Origin of the sequence: Oleiphilus messinensis (assembly GCF_002162375.1) — a bacterium.
In the GTDB taxonomy this organism is placed as follows: domain Bacteria; phylum Pseudomonadota; class Gammaproteobacteria; order Pseudomonadales; family Oleiphilaceae; genus Oleiphilus; species Oleiphilus messinensis.
Genome location: NZ_CP021425.1, coordinates 4,825,050 through 4,844,357, shown reverse-complemented (window position 1 = coordinate 4,844,357; position 19,308 = coordinate 4,825,050). Strand labels below are relative to the sequence as shown.

14 protein-coding genes are annotated in these 19,308 nt (G+C 49.6%); 7 read left to right on the top strand and 7 right to left on the bottom strand.

Going from position 1 to position 19,308, the window contains the following annotated elements; genetic code table 11:
- Positions 1 to 86 precede the first annotated feature (86 nt).
- Positions 87 to 1,100: an AraC family transcriptional regulator gene (locus tag OLMES_RS20930; RefSeq protein WP_087463057.1), complete on the top strand. Its 1,014-nt coding sequence runs from the start codon at positions 87 to 89 to the stop codon at positions 1,098 to 1,100.
- A 95-nt stretch (positions 1,101 to 1,195) separates the two neighbouring features.
- On the opposite strand, the gene OLMES_RS20925 is transcribed toward OLMES_RS20930, so the two are convergent.
- The 3 genes from OLMES_RS20925 to OLMES_RS20915 form a co-directional block, all read right to left on the bottom strand.
- On the bottom strand, positions 1,196 to 2,332 hold the full coding sequence (locus OLMES_RS20925; protein WP_157678432.1) for a PepSY-associated TM helix domain-containing protein: 1,137 nt from the start codon (positions 2,330 to 2,332) through the stop codon (positions 1,196 to 1,198).
- A gap of 89 nt (positions 2,333 to 2,421) precedes the next feature.
- Positions 2,422 to 4,509 (bottom strand): TonB-dependent receptor, encoded by a 2,088-nt coding sequence (locus OLMES_RS20920; protein ID WP_198343067.1) that lies wholly within the window; start codon positions 4,507 to 4,509, stop codon positions 2,422 to 2,424.
- 329 nt (positions 4,510 to 4,838) lie between these two features.
- Complete coding sequence (locus tag OLMES_RS20915; RefSeq protein ID WP_087463054.1) at positions 4,839 to 6,233, bottom strand: DUF445 family protein; 1,395 nt, start codon at positions 6,231 to 6,233, stop codon at positions 4,839 to 4,841.
- 344 nt (positions 6,234 to 6,577) lie between these two features.
- On the opposite strand from OLMES_RS20915, the gene OLMES_RS20910 reads away from it, so the two are divergent.
- Positions 6,578 to 6,796 (top strand): Nif11-like leader peptide family natural product precursor, encoded by a 219-nt coding sequence (locus OLMES_RS20910; protein WP_087463053.1) that lies wholly within the window; start codon positions 6,578 to 6,580, stop codon positions 6,794 to 6,796.
- 77 nt (positions 6,797 to 6,873) lie between these two features.
- Here the strand turns inward: OLMES_RS20910 and OLMES_RS20905 are convergent, their stop codons facing one another.
- The 4 genes from OLMES_RS20905 to OLMES_RS20890 form a co-directional block, all read right to left on the bottom strand.
- Positions 6,874 to 7,257 (bottom strand): MmcQ/YjbR family DNA-binding protein, encoded by a 384-nt coding sequence (locus OLMES_RS20905; protein ID WP_087464598.1) that lies wholly within the window; start codon positions 7,255 to 7,257, stop codon positions 6,874 to 6,876.
- Between the two features lie 121 nt (positions 7,258 to 7,378).
- Positions 7,379 to 8,428, bottom strand: a complete 1,050-nt coding sequence (locus OLMES_RS20900) for a patatin-like phospholipase family protein (RefSeq protein ID WP_087463052.1) — start codon at positions 8,426 to 8,428, stop codon at positions 7,379 to 7,381.
- Between the two features lie 59 nt (positions 8,429 to 8,487).
- Positions 8,488 to 8,943 (bottom strand): hypothetical protein, encoded by a 456-nt coding sequence (locus OLMES_RS20895; protein ID WP_087463051.1) that lies wholly within the window; start codon positions 8,941 to 8,943, stop codon positions 8,488 to 8,490.
- On the bottom strand, positions 8,940 to 10,133 hold the full coding sequence (locus OLMES_RS20890; RefSeq protein ID WP_087463050.1) for a PepSY-associated TM helix domain-containing protein: 1,194 nt from the start codon (positions 10,131 to 10,133) through the stop codon (positions 8,940 to 8,942). The genes OLMES_RS20895 and OLMES_RS20890 overlap by 4 nt, the downstream gene beginning before the upstream one ends.
- A 224-nt stretch (positions 10,134 to 10,357) precedes the next feature.
- Between OLMES_RS20890 and OLMES_RS20885 the strand changes: the two genes are divergently transcribed.
- The 5 genes from OLMES_RS20885 to OLMES_RS20865 all read left to right on the top strand — a co-directional run bounded on the left by OLMES_RS20885 (position 10,358) and on the right by OLMES_RS20865 (position 19,303).
- On the top strand, positions 10,358 to 11,590 hold the full coding sequence (locus OLMES_RS20885; RefSeq protein ID WP_087463049.1) for a GAF domain-containing sensor histidine kinase: 1,233 nt from the start codon (positions 10,358 to 10,360) through the stop codon (positions 11,588 to 11,590).
- Positions 11,591 to 11,710: 120 nt separating this feature from the next.
- Entirely contained in the window at positions 11,711 to 12,343 is a 633-nt protein-coding gene (locus OLMES_RS20880) for a TetR/AcrR family transcriptional regulator (protein WP_087463048.1), read from the top strand.
- Positions 12,340 to 13,788, top strand: a complete 1,449-nt coding sequence (locus OLMES_RS20875; protein WP_087463047.1) for an efflux RND transporter periplasmic adaptor subunit — start codon at positions 12,340 to 12,342, stop codon at positions 13,786 to 13,788. Before OLMES_RS20880 ends, OLMES_RS20875 begins: the two co-directional genes overlap by 4 nt.
- Positions 13,785 to 16,898, top strand: a complete 3,114-nt coding sequence (locus OLMES_RS20870; RefSeq protein WP_087463046.1) for an efflux RND transporter permease subunit — start codon at positions 13,785 to 13,787, stop codon at positions 16,896 to 16,898. Before OLMES_RS20875 ends, OLMES_RS20870 begins: the two co-directional genes overlap by 4 nt.
- An 86-nt stretch (positions 16,899 to 16,984) precedes the next feature.
- On the top strand, positions 16,985 to 19,303 hold the full coding sequence (locus OLMES_RS20865; RefSeq protein WP_087463045.1) for a YHYH protein: 2,319 nt from the start codon (positions 16,985 to 16,987) through the stop codon (positions 19,301 to 19,303).
- Positions 19,304 to 19,308: the final 5 nt, after the last annotated feature.

Below are 19,308 nucleotides of genomic sequence, written 5' to 3'. Positions count from 1 at the left end.
CCATTTAATAATGGAGCTAAAGTGTTCGTTCTGCTATGTTACAAAAGCTCGACTATTTGTGAATTGAGCTCAAGAGGGGGTGTCAGGTGCGAGAACCAACAATTCCTGGTCGTTACTTGTTACAGGCTTTTGCTTCCGGTTTTCTACGTGAAGACAGTGAAAACAGGATGCAGGTCTTTCTGCAAACCAAGGGCTTATCCTTGGAAAGCCTGCAAGAACCGGATTTTCGCTTCCCGCTAAAGTGGCTGAATGAGCTTGTTCCCAAAAACAACGCGATTTCCCGACCCGTCTTGGCCTATCAGTTTGGCGATATGGTTCGGCTGACATCTCAAGGCAACTTGAGTTTAGTGTTCATGACCTCGCCCAATATTCGTGAATCTTTGGAGTCGTCCAGATTTATTGCGTTGCAGAGTAATGTGGTGTCTATTCTGTTTAGGGAATCGGAGTCTGCGGGTTATTTGTTCATCGACATCTCCAGCGGCAGCCGCTTTCTGGATCAAATTATTCTGTTTTACTGCTTTGCGGCCATACGGCGTTTGATGATTGCTGTGACGGGCCTGAATCCTGTTTGTAATATGAGGGTAACCTTCGAAAAACCAGTTGATTTTGACCTGATTGTCCCTGATGTTCGGGGCCATTGGTCGTTTAGCCAGCCAACTAATTGCCTCATTGTCGAGAAGTCTTTCCTGGATTCTCGAAGCCTGTTTGCCGACCCAATAGAGTACATCGTGGCGAAAAGGGCCTGCGAAAAAGAGCTCGCGACGCTCAACGAAACCCGTTCAATTTCGGATATGGTTTGCAAGCTGATGGTGCATGACGGGATTTGGGAGCAAGCCAAGGCTGCTGAATACCTCCACGTATCGAAGAGCACCCTTAAACGTCGATTGGCTCAGCAGGGGGTCAGTTACTCCGCGCTGCTAACGGAGGTGCGCAAAAAACAGGCTGCACAGCTTTTGACTGCGTCGGATGCCAGTGTACAGGTGATTGCCGCGCAATTGGGATATCGAGATCAGAGTAACTTCTCCCACGCGTTTAAAAAGTGGTTTAACCTTTCCCCGAGTGAATTTATTCACGATCATCGTAAGGGGGATGGAAGTTAAGTTGTTATGACTACATAGATGGAATGAATCGTCTACAGGACGACTCGATGAGCGCTGCTGGATGGTTCACTATATTCAACGGTTTGAAGATGAAATTATGTTTCGCGAATAGCTTTCCGTAACAGGCGATTTCGTTTCTTCATCCAGAGATAAATGCCCGAGATAAATAGCAAGGCTGGAATGGTGCCCGTGACGAGCCACAACCCGCGTGCCGTCATCCCAAGTGCATCTGCATTGTGCAGTGGAAAGACCCAAGACAATATGGTGTCACCTGCCGGAAGTCGCCGGGCATCGCGTACACCGAGTATTTCACCCCGATACGGGTCGACCCAAATTGAGCTGGCAGCGTGATTGGTCCAGCTTTCTCCTGCGAAGTTGACATTAATTCTTAGGCTGTCATTGCGATCCTTGGGAAGAAATATTCGTTTTATCTGTGCATCAGGCCATTGCTTTTGAATGTCCCGCATTAGTGGATCAAGAGGCAAGTGCTGTCCGTCAGGTACTACTTGGTAATCGGGCTGGTCATGGATTGTGGTAAAGGTGCCAACTATGGTTTTGACCGGGCCGGAAAAGACCATGGCGATGCCGGTGAGTGCACACACCATGAGTATGGGGGTTGCCAGAACTCCGATAACCCGGTGTAAGTCACGAACAAAACGAACTGGGCCGAACTTATGGCTAATCGTCAGGGCTCGTTTCCAGTGCTCGTTGCCGGACCTCAGATCTTTTTTTGCTCTCCGGTTTTTTCTTGGCCACCAGAGTACAATCCCGCTAATGCAAAAGAACAGCAAAACAAAGCCAAAAACACCGACGACGGTTTTTCCTGTTTTTCCGCTCAACAACGTATAGTGAAACCGATATATCCAAGTAAGAGGATAGTGTCCCCACTCTCGTATCACCAGCACTTCTGCCGTACCTGGATCAGTGCTGACCTCAAGTCGGCTGTTTTCCGGTGCTGGCGCCGTGAATTTAATCGTATGGGGTGATCCGGGTTGTCGTGCCAGATCAATCCGGGTGGCGACTGCCCCCTCAGGGACAGCATTGTGTGCGGCTTCCAGTGCTTTTTGAAGACTGGCCGTCTGCGGGTCGCCTATTCCGTACAGTTCGGGTGTAAGCAGTTCATCCAGAGCATGGTCAAAAACCAGGATGCTGCCGCTCAGCCCTGTAAGGCTAAGCAGCAGGCCAAGCATTAGCCCGGCATACTTATGTCCGGTAAAAAGTATTCTTAGCATAGGCCACATATTCAAAGCAAAAGCAAAAGTAAAAGCAAAAAGGCACACGCGCTGGTGTGCCTTACTAGGGGGTCAATCTATCGTTATGCTTAGAGCGCGTAATCCCATTTCACCGTAACCGTTCGGCCACGACCGGCGAAGTAAGTGGTGTTGTTGACGTAGGTGAGGGTTTGCGAAAAATAGGTAATGTATTGTTCGTCCAGCAGGTTTTCGATTCCCAGGGTAAAGTCGCCGAAAGTGTCTGTTTGATAAGACAAAACGGCATCGGCTAACTGGTAGCCGTCAAAATCATGCTGGGGTTGTCCGCCATCAAACTCACGGTCTAGTAAAATAGAGTACTGCAATCGCGCGCTCAGGTTTGCCAGAACGGGTCCTTCCACGAAAAGGTTTACCCGGTCTGGTGCGATATTCCGGCCATCAAGATCTTTGTCAATGCTGCCATCGGAGTCACTGTCGTAGCGGCCTTCCAGTTTGCTATATGCTGCTCCGGTCGAGATGCCGTTGTCAAAGTGATAGTTGGCACTGATTTCCAGTCCTTCGATTTCTGTTTTTTGACGGGTAATGTGGCCAACCCCGTCGACGACCTGAATCCGTGAACCGAAGTCGGAATCAGACCAGAAATAGTTGAGAGAGAGATCAAGACCCTGGTAGTGGTAATTCAGGCCGATTTCAGTGTTGTCGGCAATAATGGGCTGAAGATCGACCAGATCATCAACGGTGAGATCAGGGGTATTGACCGCGCGCAAAATCAGACCGGCATCCGGCATCTCAAAGCCTTCAGAGTAGGAGGCGAATGCGGTAAGTTGGTCCGTGATGTTGAAAACGACACCCACATTGCCCAGCAGCTCTTCAAAACTCGGTGTGCTGCCCTTTACAAAGGTATTGTTCGCACCGGCAATAGTGGTGAAGTCTGGCACATCCAGTTCAACATTTTCATAGCGGATACCTGCAGAGATGTGTACGCGGTTAGACATCAAACGTTGTGACAATTGTAAAAAGGGCGCCCAGCCACTGTAGGTCATTTCAGGTACCCAGGTTCTTCCCGTTTGAACCAGTTCCTGCTGTGTTGTGTCGTTCAGATAGTCCAGACCTGTGGTAATCTGAAGACCTTCCCAAAAGGTATTGTCGCGGACGTAGGTGATTTTGGCACCGTATTTTTCGGAGCTCAGTGCGGACTGATCGAAAAGTTCGCCAGCCGGCGCGATTTGTTCATCTTGAAACGAGCCAAAGGTTCCACCACCGTAGAGTGCGTAAAAGTCGTAGTAGAATGTTTGCAGGGTGAGTTGGCCCTGATAGACATCGTCGTGTGTGTAAGTGAGGGATAGATTGCTGGCGTCATTGTAGGTTGGGTCGCCGTCAATCTCGCCCGCTTCGGCCGTCGCGGGTTTACCCCGTGCCACATCGCCCGGAACCACACGATAATCTCCGTCACCATTCAGGTCAAAGTAGTTGCCGAGTAATTCTACTCGTTGGGTATCGCTGATGTACCAGCCCAACTTGGTGAAAACGCTCACCGCTTCACTGTCCATCAAGTCACCCTGTATCGGATCCGGTGCAATGGCGCGGCCCTCTGCATCATAGTAGAGGTCTTCGAGTTGATAAGTTGTACCCAGAACAAAATCGGTATTCGTGAATGACTTGCCGATGACTCCGGCTGCTTTGTAGTGATAGCCATCGCGTTCGAAGTCATCGGTAGTGAGTTCAACACTCACTTTTTTTAGCCACTCGCCGTTTTCCGGGGCATCAATGGTGACATAGTTAATTACGCCACCGGTGGCGCCAACGCCCTGTATGGCATTCGCGCCGTGAATGACTTCAACTCGGTCAATGAAAGCCGGGTCAATGGTGAATGCGCTGCGTTGACCGTTCCGAAGGGGAGTGGATTGCGGAATACTGTCGGTCATATAGAGCGGTGTACGGCCTCGTAAAGTGACGCCGTTGCTGCTTAATTTCTGGTGTGCGGGGGTGAGTGCGGGCACCGAAAAACTCAGGCCATCCAGCAAGCTGGTGCTTACTGCCAGTTGTTTTTCCAGCGCATCCCGATCAATGACTTTTACGGTATTCGGAATTGCCGTCACAGGGGTATTAGTCCGGCTTGCCGTGATTATCAACTCTTCCTGCGGGACATTCTCCACTTCATCTGCAACGGCTGTGGTCGTGGCCACTGAGAATGCCATTATCGCTCTTGATAATCTATTAATCTGGTACATATCAAACACCCTGTGCGAATCGATTTCGTCGGCAAATCAGGAATTGCCGGTCAGTAAGGTCGCGAACAATATTATTAATGATAATGATTGTCAATATTGTTAGTGTTTGTGGGTTCGATGATGAGGGTGCAGAATTACGAATGTCAGGACAGATTCCAGGTGTGATTAGCAGCCATAATGCAGATCTAAGGGGAAGGACGGGAGACCGTGTTTTTCGGGGCCGTAAGCGCAAGTTCCTGTGATTCTCAAGCGCGCGCTCACGAGCACCCTGGTATTGCCTGGTTGAGTTTAAGGTGTTATTGAAACCTGCGCCGATTACGCCACGCGCCGATCCAGACAATTCCAATCAGGCCCGCAACGGGCAAAGCAAAGGCAATATGCACCTGAACTAAACCGGCTATCACACCCAGTGCGCCCCCGAGAACTTGTATCGCAACCAGATTACCACCGGTGTTGTCCAGGATGAGTTTTTCCAGCTCATCGGTATCCAGCCCCATGACCTGTTTTTCCACTAAATGGGTGACATTAAGTTTGTGGATGAGGGCTGAAATCTGTTGCTTGAAATAACGTTGTCCTGAATCGGACTGCACGAATCCAAGCAGGCGGTTTTTTCCCCAAGTCATGGAATCGATGCAGAAGCGGTCGATGTACTGCCAGTTATCTTTTTCGTCCAGAAAGGCTTCGAGGCGGGTTATAATATCCGGTAGCAAACCATCACGGGCTTTGTCGGTACTCCAGGTGATCCAGGCTTCGACGTTATCAAGTACCAATTGGCGGGTCTCGTCGCTTTCAAGTTTTGTGCGTAAACGCTCAATTGCCACATCCATCATACCCATAAGCTGATCTAAAGTATCCGGATCACTCACAAAACGCAGCAGGAGATCCTCAATGGCAGCTTCATTGAACGAGGCAATTCGCTTGACGCTCAAGCCTAACGTACCCACGGCATGTTTGCGTTTCAGGTATTCTTCCAGAGCGTCATCCAGAGCATGCGCCAGCTCGGGCAATTCCGTCAGGAACAAACGTCTCAGCAGCACGGCCAATTGTTTTCGGTTTTCCGTGTCATTCAGGTGGGAGACTAAACTGTCCCGGGCCCACTGCCAGACCTGTTCCATGACCGCAGGTCGCTCTGCAAGTTTCTTCAGTGAGTCTTCCGATAGATCAAATGCCTTGGACACCAGTTCGGGCCCCTGGCTTTTTAAAATGTCCACAACGCGCTCGGTAATCGCTTTGCGAACCGTCGGATTTTGCAGGTTGTCATCAAGCCATACGGTTAAGCCATCTATCCCTTTCGTGATCAAATCATTTTGTTTGATATAGTCCAGAATAATATCCGGTGAAAGCAGCTGAGTCTGCACGCTTTCTGCAAGGCTTCGGGCAATCTGCTCCTTGTTTTTCGGCACCAGTCCCCGCCAGCCCAATACCTGACCCTGCTTTGGCTGGAATAGCATTTTGATCGCCATGTAGTTGGTAAAGTAGCCCACAATGCCGGCCATGCTAACGATAAATATGGCATGCAGCAGTTCGATTTGGGGGTAAACGTATTGCAGTATGCCAAACAGCGCAGCAGACGATATCAGACCCCGGCGAACCCAAACATCGATTTGGTTAAAGTCGATATTGCTGAGCTCAAAGTGGCGCAAGTTAAGCATCGCATTGAAAAAGCGTTTGATAGAGGCGCGTATAGTCATAATGAGTGATGCTCTCAGAATAGTTTTACACAGGATATTATAAAATTACCCAAAATGTCCGTACTAAGTGGCATAACGTCAACAGGCACCGACTCTGCACATTTACGATTGTTAATGTCGATTGCTAATGTTGATTGTTGTGGGGCCTGTGAACGAGTGTAACCGATACGTCATGTTATAAATCTGACATATGACATTTGATACGTAGTAATTGTCATAACACGACTTATTTTTACAACCAATAACTATATGATTTTATTGCTTATGTTGCTTTGGCAAGCGAATTGCTATTAACCAAGCTTCCAATTTGTTAATCACTGTTTCAGAACAGGAGGCGATAATTCATGTCTGTCGATAACATAAAAGCATTTTCACTAAAAGCTAAAGCGACACCCGAGGTTGCGGAGGAGCTGAAAGCCTGCCAAAAGTTAAAGGAGTTGTTTGCTTTGGCGAGAGACAATGGCTTTCAATTTACAGAAGATGATTTATACCCACCAAACGAACCCCAATTTACTGAGGATCAACTGTCCGAGCGGCTGGTAAAAGCACTGTTGAGGGCTTGATCGATATTGGCAGGGCGCGTATCGATTCATGAGCGACCCTGCTATCCATGCATTTAAGTTCCTGTTTTATCGGTTATCTAATCCAGGTAGAGCTCTTTTGCCGGAAACCTCAACTCCAGTGCCTGGCGTTCCGTTTTTTTCAAGCCTTTTACGACCAGAGTATAGGAGTGGTCGATCATCCGTTGTAACTCGCCTATAGGAATTGAGCCATCCAGAATCACTGTGTTCCAGTGTTTTTTATTCATGTGGTATCCCGGCATAACCGATTCAAAAATATCCCGTAACATCAGAGCCTGTTGCGGATCACATTTCAAATTCATCTGGCCAACCCCCTCATTCTCGGAAAGGGTGCCAAACATCTTCTCTTTCACCTTGAAAACCGTAACCTCCGGTCCAAAAGGATGATCTTCCCGGGCTGCGGGTTTATTCAGGCAATATTCTTTTGCTTGTACGTAATCCATCGTGGCAGGTTCCGTGAAAAGGTTGGGCTGACTTAATTGGGGGCTATCAGGGTACTCAGGATGAACGCTGAATACCATTGTTGCTTATTTGATTTAATTTTAGACGGGAAATCCATTTGTATCACCACGGAAGTGGCCGAACTCGTTCCTGCCAGTTTAACGTTGCCAGTTCGTCCCCGAATCGTTGTGTTTCGGCGATGACTGTTTTCCAGTATTTGATGCGTGTGTTGTCGTCCATATTCGAAAAGTCTTTGCGGTCTGGAATTTTGCCGTAGGGCAGGCGGGCGATGAATTCCGGGGAGGGGACGACCAGAATGGTTTTGCTGTAGTGCGTGTGTTTGGGTTTGCGCCAGGAGAGGGATTTGTCGAACCACCCCGGTACCGGTCGTTGGGCAAAGTGAGGGTAGAGGACAAAGCCGTCATCTGGCAGGAAGGGGAGATCAAAGCCATAGTCGGTGATGCCACCATCCTGAAAAATACCAGGACCGGCGACATCTTTCACCCCTTCAATGATGACCGGGATACATCCGGTTGAAAGTACCGAGTCCAGCAGTTTTTCTGCGGTCAGGGGATGATGCCGGGTGCGTATATCCGGTGTGGTTTTAAGGGGTGGTTTGCTTTGGGGATGATGCACGACGACGCGAGTGAATTGCAGGTTGAGCGTTTTTCGATGTAACGCATTTAACAATGCAGTAATCAGGTAAACCAGGGCCTGGCTGTATCGGTGGGGAACCCGTGTTGCGCCGTGGCACTGCGTCGTAATCAAATGCATGCGTGCGTAGGGGTGATCGAGAATCTCCTGCGCGCCCTGCGTACCGATAAACTGTTCCACCATATCGCGACAGGTTGCTTGTATTTCCGACATGGTAGGGCGTTTTGCGTAACGTTGCCCCAGATAGGCTTCTGTGAGCCGGTTGTGGGCAGCAATTGCGTCTTGTTGCGCGTAGCATGCCATACGCCAGGCACCAGCAGATGTCCCTAGCAGGTGTAACGGTTTTTTCCGAGCTTGAAAGAAATCGCCGAGAAGGTACTGGTCAATGCCATGGAGCACCAACCACTTAGGGCCACTAGATGCGCCAAGTACCATTGCGATGTCATCAGCTACTAACCCCTGGTTCCGAATGTGCTGCAGTGCTTCAGCACCGGCGTATACATTTAATGCCCCACCCATGAGCGTCATCGCCTCCCAAGTCTGTTTACCTGATATTTTTGACAGGCTTGCAGGCTACCTCAATAGGGCGGTATAGGCCAGTCTGTATGATAGGTTTTTCCATCCCAGGTTTTGAGCGTAAGCCACAGGCGATCATTTGGCCGGAGTATGTGAGGGTAGGGGGCATGTACATGTAAGTTGTCTCCATGGCCATGAATGATGCCGTCAAGATGGGCATTCATCGGTGCGGGCCTCGCGCCCACACTGAGATGTGCTGTGGAGAATTGATCGCTGCAACCGGTGCAGAACTTCAGACTGAAGTCTTTTTGCAGCTGGCCTTCGTGGGGATACGGCGGGTTCAGGTCTGCCGGGCGCGGGGTGACGGTAACCGGGCCCACGGTTTTTTCGGCCCACTCATCGGGGAATTCCGGGTTGAGCGCGGTGTATAAAAAATAAACCGGAGCAATAATTAACAAGCCGTTGATTTTATAGGGCCAGCTCCGACGCTTTTTTCGTGAATTCAGTTTTGCTGTCATCGGAAGGTCTCCAAAGGTGTTGTATCGGGGGTAGCCGGGGGAAGGACTTCGGGACGGCGTGAATCTGTGATTGCCGTTTTACTTTTTGCTGGTTTCAGAGTGCGTTTGCTCCAGATCAGGAACCCCGAAATGGACATACCGCTGAGTACAAGCCCAAAGAAAAACCAAATGGTTTTCGTGACGAGCCCCGCGATAGTGCCATAGTGAAGCGGATCAGCGATGTGCGTTAGTGTCTGCAGCGTATTCATGGTTTCAGGGGTTCGGGTTTGTGCAATCGAACCGTTCCAGGGATTGATGAAAATCTTGCTGCTGTAGTTGTCATAGAATGGATTTGAGCCCTGGCCGGAGATGCTGTAATAGTCTCGATTGTGTTCAGGATAGGAGAATAGTGTTGTTCGCACATCTGGCAGGTTATTTCGGGCTATTTCGAGCGCTTGTTCCGGTGAAATGAAATCAGGCCGCTCGCCTTTTGATTGAGGAAGGTCGCCGAGAGGCGCAGGATCTGGATGCTGCCATACCTCTACTTCGTTGTGCCAGAGTAACGCCTGAGTCAGGTACCAGCCTCCGGTAACTCCCATAACCAGCAAAAACCAGATTGACCATACTCCACCCAAACGGTGCAGATCACCCAGCATGATACGAGTGCCTTTGTTCCAACGTATTCTGGGCCGGGTAAATGCGTGCCAGAATCGTTTATAGATCAACAGTCCCGTGATGAGTGCGCCAAGCACCACGATGGACATGGCCGAGACCAGATAATAGCCCCAGCTGTAACTATGATGCCATGGGAACAGGAGCCAGCCATGGAGAGAGCGCATGAAGGTGATGAAGGTAATGCCCTGATTGATTTCCTGAATTACCCCGGTATAGGGATTGATATAGGCAAGGGCATTGGGCTTGTCGGGCGTACTGAAACTGACCGCAGATACGAGATAGGATTCCAGGATAAATACTCGTGAAATATTGCTCTCCGGTATTTCCCGTTGCACGATCTCTATCAGTTCGGGTATGGGCTTGGCAGGCAAGTCCGCAGGGTTATCTGCACGTGCATTGCTGTTGGTTAGCCAGGTGAATTCATGACTGAATACAGCGATTGTGCCGGTTATACAAATGAAACTGAACAGAATCCAGATCGGTAGTGAAAACCAGCCATGGAGTAAAAACAGTGCGCGGCGATTCAATTTTCCCATAGCGCTAACCTCAAACAATAATAAAGGTGCAAACGATAATGATTATAATTATGTGAGTCAATGTTTACATCGCGGCTATTGCAGAATTACCGTCTATACTTTTCGAAATATTACTTTTCAAAAGGTGGCTCTCTACCGTTTAGACAGTCTGTACTTTTTGAGCCAATATGTTTTAAGACATCGTTCTTTGCTTTTTGCCATTTCAGTTAGCGAGCCCGCCACCCATGACTTATCCGCGTTTTGTAGCTGACAAAGATTTTATCGATATGGATTCAACCGTGCCGGAGATAGAACAACTTCGGGCGATGCTGGGTAATTTGACCCGCATTCACTTACTGACCGCGAATAAGTTTGCTGATTTTGATGCACTTATCCGGGCTTATATTGAAGCGGGTATTGATGTGTTTGGCCTGGAAACGGGCATCGTGAGCAAGATTACTGTAGATGGAAGCTATGAAGTCTGTGATGTCGTGAGCCCACTTGACGTATTGCATAAGGGGCAAATCTTCCCGTTGGAAGACACCTATTGCCGGGAAGTTGCCAAGAGTCATCAAGTCATCGGATTCCCGGAAGTCGGAAAGCTGGAGTATATGAAATGTCATCCTGTTTACCAGAATCTGCAACTGGAAGCGTATTTGTCTGCACCGATTTTTGTCGAAGATCAGCTCTTTGGTACGTTCAATTTTACATCTACTCAAGCGCGCGGCAGAGGATTCTCTGAGCATGAGCGTGATTTGGTTACGTTGATGGCGAATTCGATCGGTGCGTATATCCTGCTCCGGAGCAAGGAAGAGAAACTTATTCGTTTGAATGAAAAAATTAAACGGTTTGTAGGGTATGTTGCCCACGACTTGCGTAATCCGCTTGGTGCCATTATTGGCCTGGCGAAGCTGGGAAAACGGGATGGTGTAAAAGAGGAGCGAATGCAAGCGATCATCCATCGCATTTCGGATTCTGCAGAAACCGCATTGGAATTGGTGACAACGATTCTTGAAAACGCGGCGTTAAGCACAGGCAAAATTACGCTGGACAAGTCGTCCGCAGATCTGCGCGAGCTCATAACTGAAGCAATTGAGTCGGTGCATCATTTTGCTCATGAAGAAGATATCAGGTTCAATCTTGAAATCGAGGCCAATGTTACTGTCCTGTGTGATGTTAATCGTATCCATCAGAGTCTGACCAACCTCCTGATTAACGCCATAAAATATTCCCCGCGTTCGGGTGAGGTAAAGCTTGCACTTTTTTCCGAAAAAGATCCGTCACGGTATCGAGTGAAAGTGGAAAACAGCATTGATCAGGAGCGTGTCAACAGCTCTGCGGAGTGGAGTCGAACCTATGATTCAGTCGGGTTTGGTCTGGATATCGTAAGCGAAGTGCTCAATGCTCATGATGAATTACTGACTGTCACTGAGTCACCCTCTCTTTATGTTGTTGAGTTCACGCTGACTAAAGCCTGATCGGGGTTCAGTTGCTGGCCTTTAGCTTTATTTGTTAACGACATTCTTTGACAACATTTTCTTGCACCGCATTCGGGTATTAATTTATCATTTGATTAAATTAATCGAGTGATTAAATAAATGGCTAAATTAAGTTCAGTGCGAGGCCGGCCCACGGATCCTCTTGAGCAGCAGCAACGAAAAGACAAACTAATGGATGCGGCGTTCGAACTGTTACGCAGTAAAAGCTACCGTAGTATTACGATTCGGGATATCGCCCGGGTTGCGGACTCGAAATCTGCAATGGTGAGTTACTACTTCGGTAACAAGGAAGGTTTGTTCATTGCGTTGCTTGAGCGCTTTGCGGCCCGCAATCTTGGTTCGATAATGGCGGCTTTGTCCTCGGAGGAGCCGATCAGGGCCTTTATCAAAACTGCTTTGCGAGTGTTTCAGAGTGCTGCGCCGATTCTCAGGTTGATGACGGATGATATTCTCGAGTCCGACACTGATTTACAAGAGCGCCTGGTTGAAGTCCTGCCGAAGCGAATGGCTACTGTATTACCTGTTTTTATTGAAGCGCAGCAACGGCAAGGCGTGCTGGATCCGAAACTGGACCCGAAACTCACTGCATTTTCACTGGTTAGTCTTTTAATCACACCCTTCATCACCCGCCCGGTCAGGCAATATGCCTGGGACATTGACGATAGTCTTGTCGCCAGCGATGCCTGGGCGGATCACTTGTATCAAATTTTTGTCAAAGGAGCGGGTGTATGACCGATTTTTCACCAAGCAGATACGCATCAAAATGGTTCTTTGTTCTTGCGCTGGGCATTGGTGTCATTGCTGCTGTATTGCTGATTTCCTCCTGTGAGATACCGCAACATCAGGATCTTCAGAGTGCTCCCGTGTCTGTGGGCGTAATTACTGTGCAAAACTATTCGGTTGTGCCGGAGATTATCGGCTTTGGCGAAGTTCAGCCGGATGTTTATCTCGAAGTTAAGTCGGAATTGGCGGGTAAAGTTGAGTATACCCACCCTGAACTCAGAAAAGGGGCGATCCTGAAAGAAGGCACACAGGTGCTCCGTATCGATGCGATGGATTATCAGCTGGCACTGAAACAAGCCCAGGCAAATCTGGTTAAAAGTGAAGCGGTACTGCGCGAGAAAACCCTATCCCTTGAAAATGCAAGTCGATCATTAACACTGGCCCAGGAAAAGATGAGCTTGAGCCAAAAAGAGCTGGTACGAAATGAAAAGCTGCTGAAACAGGGGTCGATTGCCAAATCGACTTATGATGCCCAAAAACAAGCGTTTCTGCAGTTGGAGCAGGAGGTAGCCAATTATGATAATCAGGTCAAAACACTCCCGGTTCAGATTGAGTTGCAACAGGCGCAAATTCTCATCAGTCAGACTGAAGTCGACGTTCAGCAGCGCAACTTGGCGCGAACCGAATGGCAGTTACCCTTTTCTGCACGTGTTGATAATCTGTTTACGGAAACCGGCCAGTTTGTGAATCAGGGAACACCGCTCTTTGCGATTCAAAATATGGATAAGGTTCTGGTGATGGCGAGTATTCCCCTTGAGCCCTTCGGTCTTCTTTCTCGCGGATTTTCTGTTCCCGCAGATAAAACTCGTGATCATGGGGCTCCGGCCATGGGAGAGAATCTCGAATATTGGCTGCGTCAGCAGCCGGATGCAAATGCCTCAATCATGAGTGCATTCGGGTTGTCTGCCACAGTACAACTGGTGGATATGGAGCAAGCCCGTTGGTCTGGAGAGGTCGAGCGAATCAGTAACACACTGGATTCAAAGTCACGCACGCTGACGGTCATGGTGGCGGTTAAAAATCCCTACCGTGACATCCGTCCAGGTATTCGGCCGCCACTACTGACAGGGATGTATGCTCAGGTTTCACTCCGCGGCAAACCGCTTGATGCGATCGTCATTCCCCGTGCTGTGCTGCATGAAAACACGGTTTATGTTGCCGATACTGACGGACGGTTGAAACGTCAGATTGTCGAGGGCCATTATCAGGGGGATATGTTGCTCGTTGAGGAGGGCTTGCAAGCAGGGGATCGGGTGATCACTACCGACGTTTTCCCCGCCATTAACGGGATGGAGGTTGCCACTTGGACAGATAGTGCAGCAGCATCCGAAGTTGATCTCTGGGTAAGAGCCAGAAATGAAGCCAAGAGCCCGTTACTGAGGGCAGCAAAATGATCAGGTTTTTTGCCGGGCACCCTACTGCGGGTAACTTGCTCATGGTGCTGTTTCTGGCACTGGGACTCATGTCCCTGCCCAACATACAACGGGAAACCTTTCCGGAGATCGCTCAGAACGAGGTGCGTGTTTCTGTTCCATACAAAGGCGCGACGCCCGGTGATGTCGAATCCGGGGTTTGCAAGCCTCTTGAGGATGCTGTCGACGGTATTAGCTTTATTCTGGAAACCCGTTGTGAAGCGCGTCATTCCATCGGTGTAATGACGCTTGAAATGCAGGGGGACGGAAGCTTTCCGCAGTTCCTGGATGATGTCAAAAGTGCAGTGGACGCGATAAACAATTTTCCGGAATCCAGTGAGCTCCCCGTCATCGAGGAACTGGGACGAACCCAAAATGTGGTTACGCTTGCGCTCATGGCAGATTTGCCGCGGACTGAGCTAAAAACACTCGCTGAGGCTGTGAAGCAGAGGATGTTGAGAGAGACCAACGTGCCTTTGGTTGAAATAAAAGGGTTCAGCGATCGTAGATTATCGATCAAGGTGCCGCATTATAATTTACGCCAATTTGGTTTGAGTTTACAGGATATCGCCAGAATTATCGGGCAACAGAATGTTGATATGCCCGCCGGTGATTTGACGGTAGCAGACAAGGAGTATCAAATCCGTCTCAATGATGAAAAGCGCAGTATCGCTACGCTGGGCGATTTGATTGTCATTCGGGGCGCTCGAGGCGCAGAAGTTCGACTCCGTGATATTGCCATCATTGAACAGGGGTTTGAGGTCGAAGAAGATCAGGTTTCATTCAATGGACAACCCGCAGCTTTTTTAACTGTACTTAAAAACTCCCGGGATGACAGCCTCAATATTCTGGATGAGGTCAAAGTATTCCTCGATGCCGAGCAAGCACGTTTGCCGCCACAAGTTAAACTGGAACTCACGCAGGACTTTACCAGCATCATCCAGGACCGCATCAATATGCTGGGTACCAATGCCTGGCAGGGGTTGGTGCTGGTATTCCTGGTGATGTGGCTGTTCTTTGGGACCCGATATGCATTTTGGGTGGTAATGGGATTACCTGTCTCGTTCCTGGCAAGCGCGTTCGTTTTGAGTCACTTGGGTGTCACGATCAATATGCTGTCATTGGTGGCATTACTGTTGGCGTTGGGTATTTTAATGGACGACGCCATCGTCATCAGCGAAAGTATTGGCAGTCAACTCAAGTTGGGTAAAGAACCACTGGATGCCGTTATTGACGGAACCATGCAGGTGGCCCAAGGCGTATTTTCTTCTTTTCTCACAACCTTGTGTGTTTTTACCGGGTTGCTTGCATTGAAGGGGGATATTGGCCAGATACTGGTGGTTATCCCGATAGTTCTGATTTCAGTGATAACGGTTTCGTTAATTGAGGCCTTTTTCATTCTTCCCAATCACCTGTTTCATTCGCTTAGTCATCGTGCCCGTGGTTCGGAGGGGGCTTTCAGAGTTTGGTTTGATGCGCGATTCGAGCGCTCCCGCGTTATGCTGGATCGATGGGTGGCTCGTTTGATCAGAATTAGATATGGATTTGTGGGGGGCGTGATGGGGTTATTGATTATCTCGGTCAGCCTCTTGCTCTCCGGTGTTGTAAAGTTTTCGCCGTTTCCCAATGTTGAGGGGGATATTCTGCAAGCCCGTTTAATCATGCCCACCGGGACGTCATTACAGCGAACCGATGCAGTTATTCAGCAGCTGGTTGATGATTTGCGCAGCGTTGCTAAACCTTTGGAGAGCCGTCAGGGAGAGCCTGTTCTAAAGGCAATTACTGTGCAGTATGGACAAAATATTGATGCCTTTGAAACGGGCCCCCATGTTGCCACAATCAGTGTGGATCTTTTGACCGCAGAGCTGCGGAACTTTTCCATGGTGGAATTACAGCGTGCCTGGCTGGCGAAAGCCCAGCAGATAAGAGGGCCTTGGAGTATTGTGATCAAAGAGCCAACGATTGGCCCTGCAGGCCGTGCAATTGAAATTCAGATTCAAGGTGACAATCTGGACCAGTTGGCCCAAGCTGCACATGATCTGCAACGCTGGCTAAATGGGTATCCTGGCGTATCGAACCTTTTAGCCGATTTGCGGCCCGGTAAACCGGAGTTTACGCTTCATCTCACAGAAGGGGCATATAGTCTGGGAGTGAATGCAGAAACGATTGGTGCCCAGTTGCGGGCTGCATTTCAGGGTGTTTCAGTACTTGAAACCTATGTCGGGCTGGAGTCCTTCGATCTTGTCGTGACGTTATCGGAAGGGGCGAAAGCGAACCTGGCAGATTTCGATAATTTTCCCATTATCCATCCCGGCACAGGTGCGACAATCCCGTTATCTCAAGTGGCAGAGGTGGTCCCCACTCGAAGTTATTCACGAATTCACCGTATTGATGGCCAGAGAACGCTGACGGTGTTGGGGGATATTGATCGCCGCCTGAATAATACCGGCGAAGTTTTGCGTGATGTTGAAGCCCGCTTTATGCCTGATCTTCGAACAAAATATCCTGATCTGAGTATCAGCTTTAAAGGTGAGGTAGCCGAGGGTGCAGAAACCCAGGGTTCGATGAAAGTGGCCTTCTTGCTGGGCATGTTAGGGATCTTTCTGCTGCTGAGCTTCCAGTTCCGTTCCTACGTGGAGCCGTTTATGGTCATGGTGAATATTCCACTGGCTTTGATTGGTGTCATCTGGGGGCACTGGTTGTTGGGGCTGGATTTGACAATGCCTTCTCTTTTGGGATTTGTGTCACTGGCCGGAGTGGTGGTGAATGACTCGATATTGCTGGTCGAGTTTGTGAAACGCCGAATCCGTTCGGGTATGAGTGTGCATGAAGCCGCGGCCAAAGCCAGTCATGACCGTTATCGGGCGGTGTTGCTCACGTCGCTGACTACGGTAGCGGGAATGACACCGCTGTTGTTTGAGAGCAGTCTTCAGGCTCAGGTTTTGATTCCGCTCGCTACCAGTATCGTATTTGGTATGGTCAGTTCAACGATTTTGGTTTTGTTTGTCGTGCCTTGTCTGTACTGTATTCTGGAAGACTTTGGCTGGGCGAAGGCGCACTCTCAGAAAGCCGTTAAAGCATCATCTACGTAGTACTTCTGTGTAGTACTTTTCCGTGTAATGCCCAGAGTGGACTATAGTTTCTTCCATAGATCGAAAAATGGGGGAGTACGGGCGTGATGAGCAAGCATGTGCAGAGCGGGATGCTTAAAGGGGTCGCAGGGCTGTGTTCGGTGTTCTGTGTCGTGAGCCTAAAAGCCGCTGAAATAGACGGAAACAATGCCTTTTTGTCCAGCGACGAGCGGTACAGCGTGATTAGCGATAGCAATATCTACGGGGCTCGAGGTTTGGAAACCGTTTTGGTTTCGGGGTCACCCCATTTGCAAATCGATGGGAATGTCGAACGCGTTGAATTGCCGGGCAGTCTTGCAGAATACCAGTTCTCTATTGCGGGGACTCGAATTCAGGTGAGCTCAGATAATCGTGGCTCGCTTGATTTTCTCGGACTCAATCAGCCAACCACGCTATCGTTTGCAGATGGCTCCGCCACCCTGACGCTCACCGCATTGGGATTTGCCGCATTCGGTGGTGTGTCATTGCCTGTGAGTCCTGCATCAATGCAAGTTGCGTTAGATACAACTGATAAATCGTCCACTGCGGACACCCACTCTGAAACGAGCTTTTCTGTCTCTTCAGACCTGATTACCAGTACTTTCAGTGCTGCACGTTTTCCTGCTTCGACAATGCCCCCCAAAGATGCCCGGCCATACGTTCATGTCCAGTTTATTGATTACGACGATGACGGTGTGATGGACGCCAGCTTGTTGCAATCCAACGGGATACCGTCCACCTATGATTACGATCATACCACCAGCAACAACGCGAATATCAGTAATATTTGCTTTGATGATCCAAGTAACGGCCCGGAATCAGCAGGTGGTGCCTGTTATCAGGTTGAAGCCAATGCCAGAGCATTTGTGATTCCGTTAAAGCCTGTCTTGACCACAACGGCGACCCCGATTGGAACGGGCGATCACAGTGGCATGGCGATCTCGGGTGCGACCTTCGAAACGCCTGTGGCACCGGTGCAGCAATCCGAAGGCTATGCTGTTTTGAATGCCTATCCCGAGGGGTGGGAAGTATTGGATGACTGTAATGGTCATGCGGGCACCGGAGGCGCTCCCTATCATTATCATGGCGATCCGACGTATCCGGATACTGACGGACAACATAGCCATACCCAGCGTGCAACCGGTGCGAATAATTGTTTGCCGGAGTATACCCTGACCGTATCGGAATCGTCGGGACACGGAAATTTGATTGGCTTTATGGCAGATGGCTTTCCGATTTACGGAACGGATGGCTACGCAAACTCGACACTCGATGCTTGTAACGGGCATACCACGGCAACGCCTGAATTTACCGATGGTATTTATCACTATCACGCGCTCAGTGCCGATGCCGTCAGCGCCGCAGGCGGCACATTGGCACCGTTGCCGGAGTGCTTGATGGGTAAGCTCTGGCATCTGCCTCACTACCCTGAACCAGAGCGGATGGCTGGTACAGGTTTGGAGGGGACGACCAGCGCAACTGTTGCCAGCAGTGCGACCTTGGTTGATGCCGTAACCGTGGCAGACTGGTTTTCCAGTGCGCGCTTTGGCGCAGAAATAAATCCTGATGTCCTGGCTCGACCCTTCGTCCATGTAGCCTTTATTGATTGGCAACACGATGGCATTGTTGATGCGTCTCTCCTGCAAAGCAATGGAGTACCATCCACCTACGATTATGACTATACAACCCGCGACAATACGAACACGCCTGATATTTGTTTCGACGACCCGAATAACGGGCCCGCTGAAGAGGGTGGGACCTGTTACCCAATTGAAGCAAACGTCAGAGCTTTTATCGTCCCGCTCAATCCTGAAATCAGTTCCAACGGCTCGCGGACACTTAATCCGGATGATCACAGTGGCATCGCCATTTCGGGCGCGACCTTCGAAACGCCAACGGCACCTGTGCAGTTCAGTGCAGGTTATGCGGTGACCAATGACTATCCTACCGGTTGGGAGGTTCTGGACGATTGTAACGGGCATTCAGGGTTTGAAGGTGCGCCTTATCATTATCACGGAGATCCAACCTATCCGGTCAACGACGGACTTCATACCCACACGCTTGAAGCGAATTCGGCTGCAGATTGCCTGCCGGACTATGCGCTACAGGTCGATAGTGCAACAGGGCATGCGGCACCGATTGGCATGATGGCGGATGGTTTCCCGATCTATGGTACGGACGGTTATGATCGTGCAAGCCTGGACGACTGTAACGGGCATACGAGTGCCACCGCTGAATTTCCTGATGGTATTTATCACTATCATGCACTCAAGGTGGAGGTTGTGACCTCCAACCCGGGCCCTAAAGAAATTCCGCCGTTGCCAGAATGTTTAGGAGGCGCGGTGTTTAATGTGCCGAATTACCAATCACCTGAGCTCACAGATTGATGCTT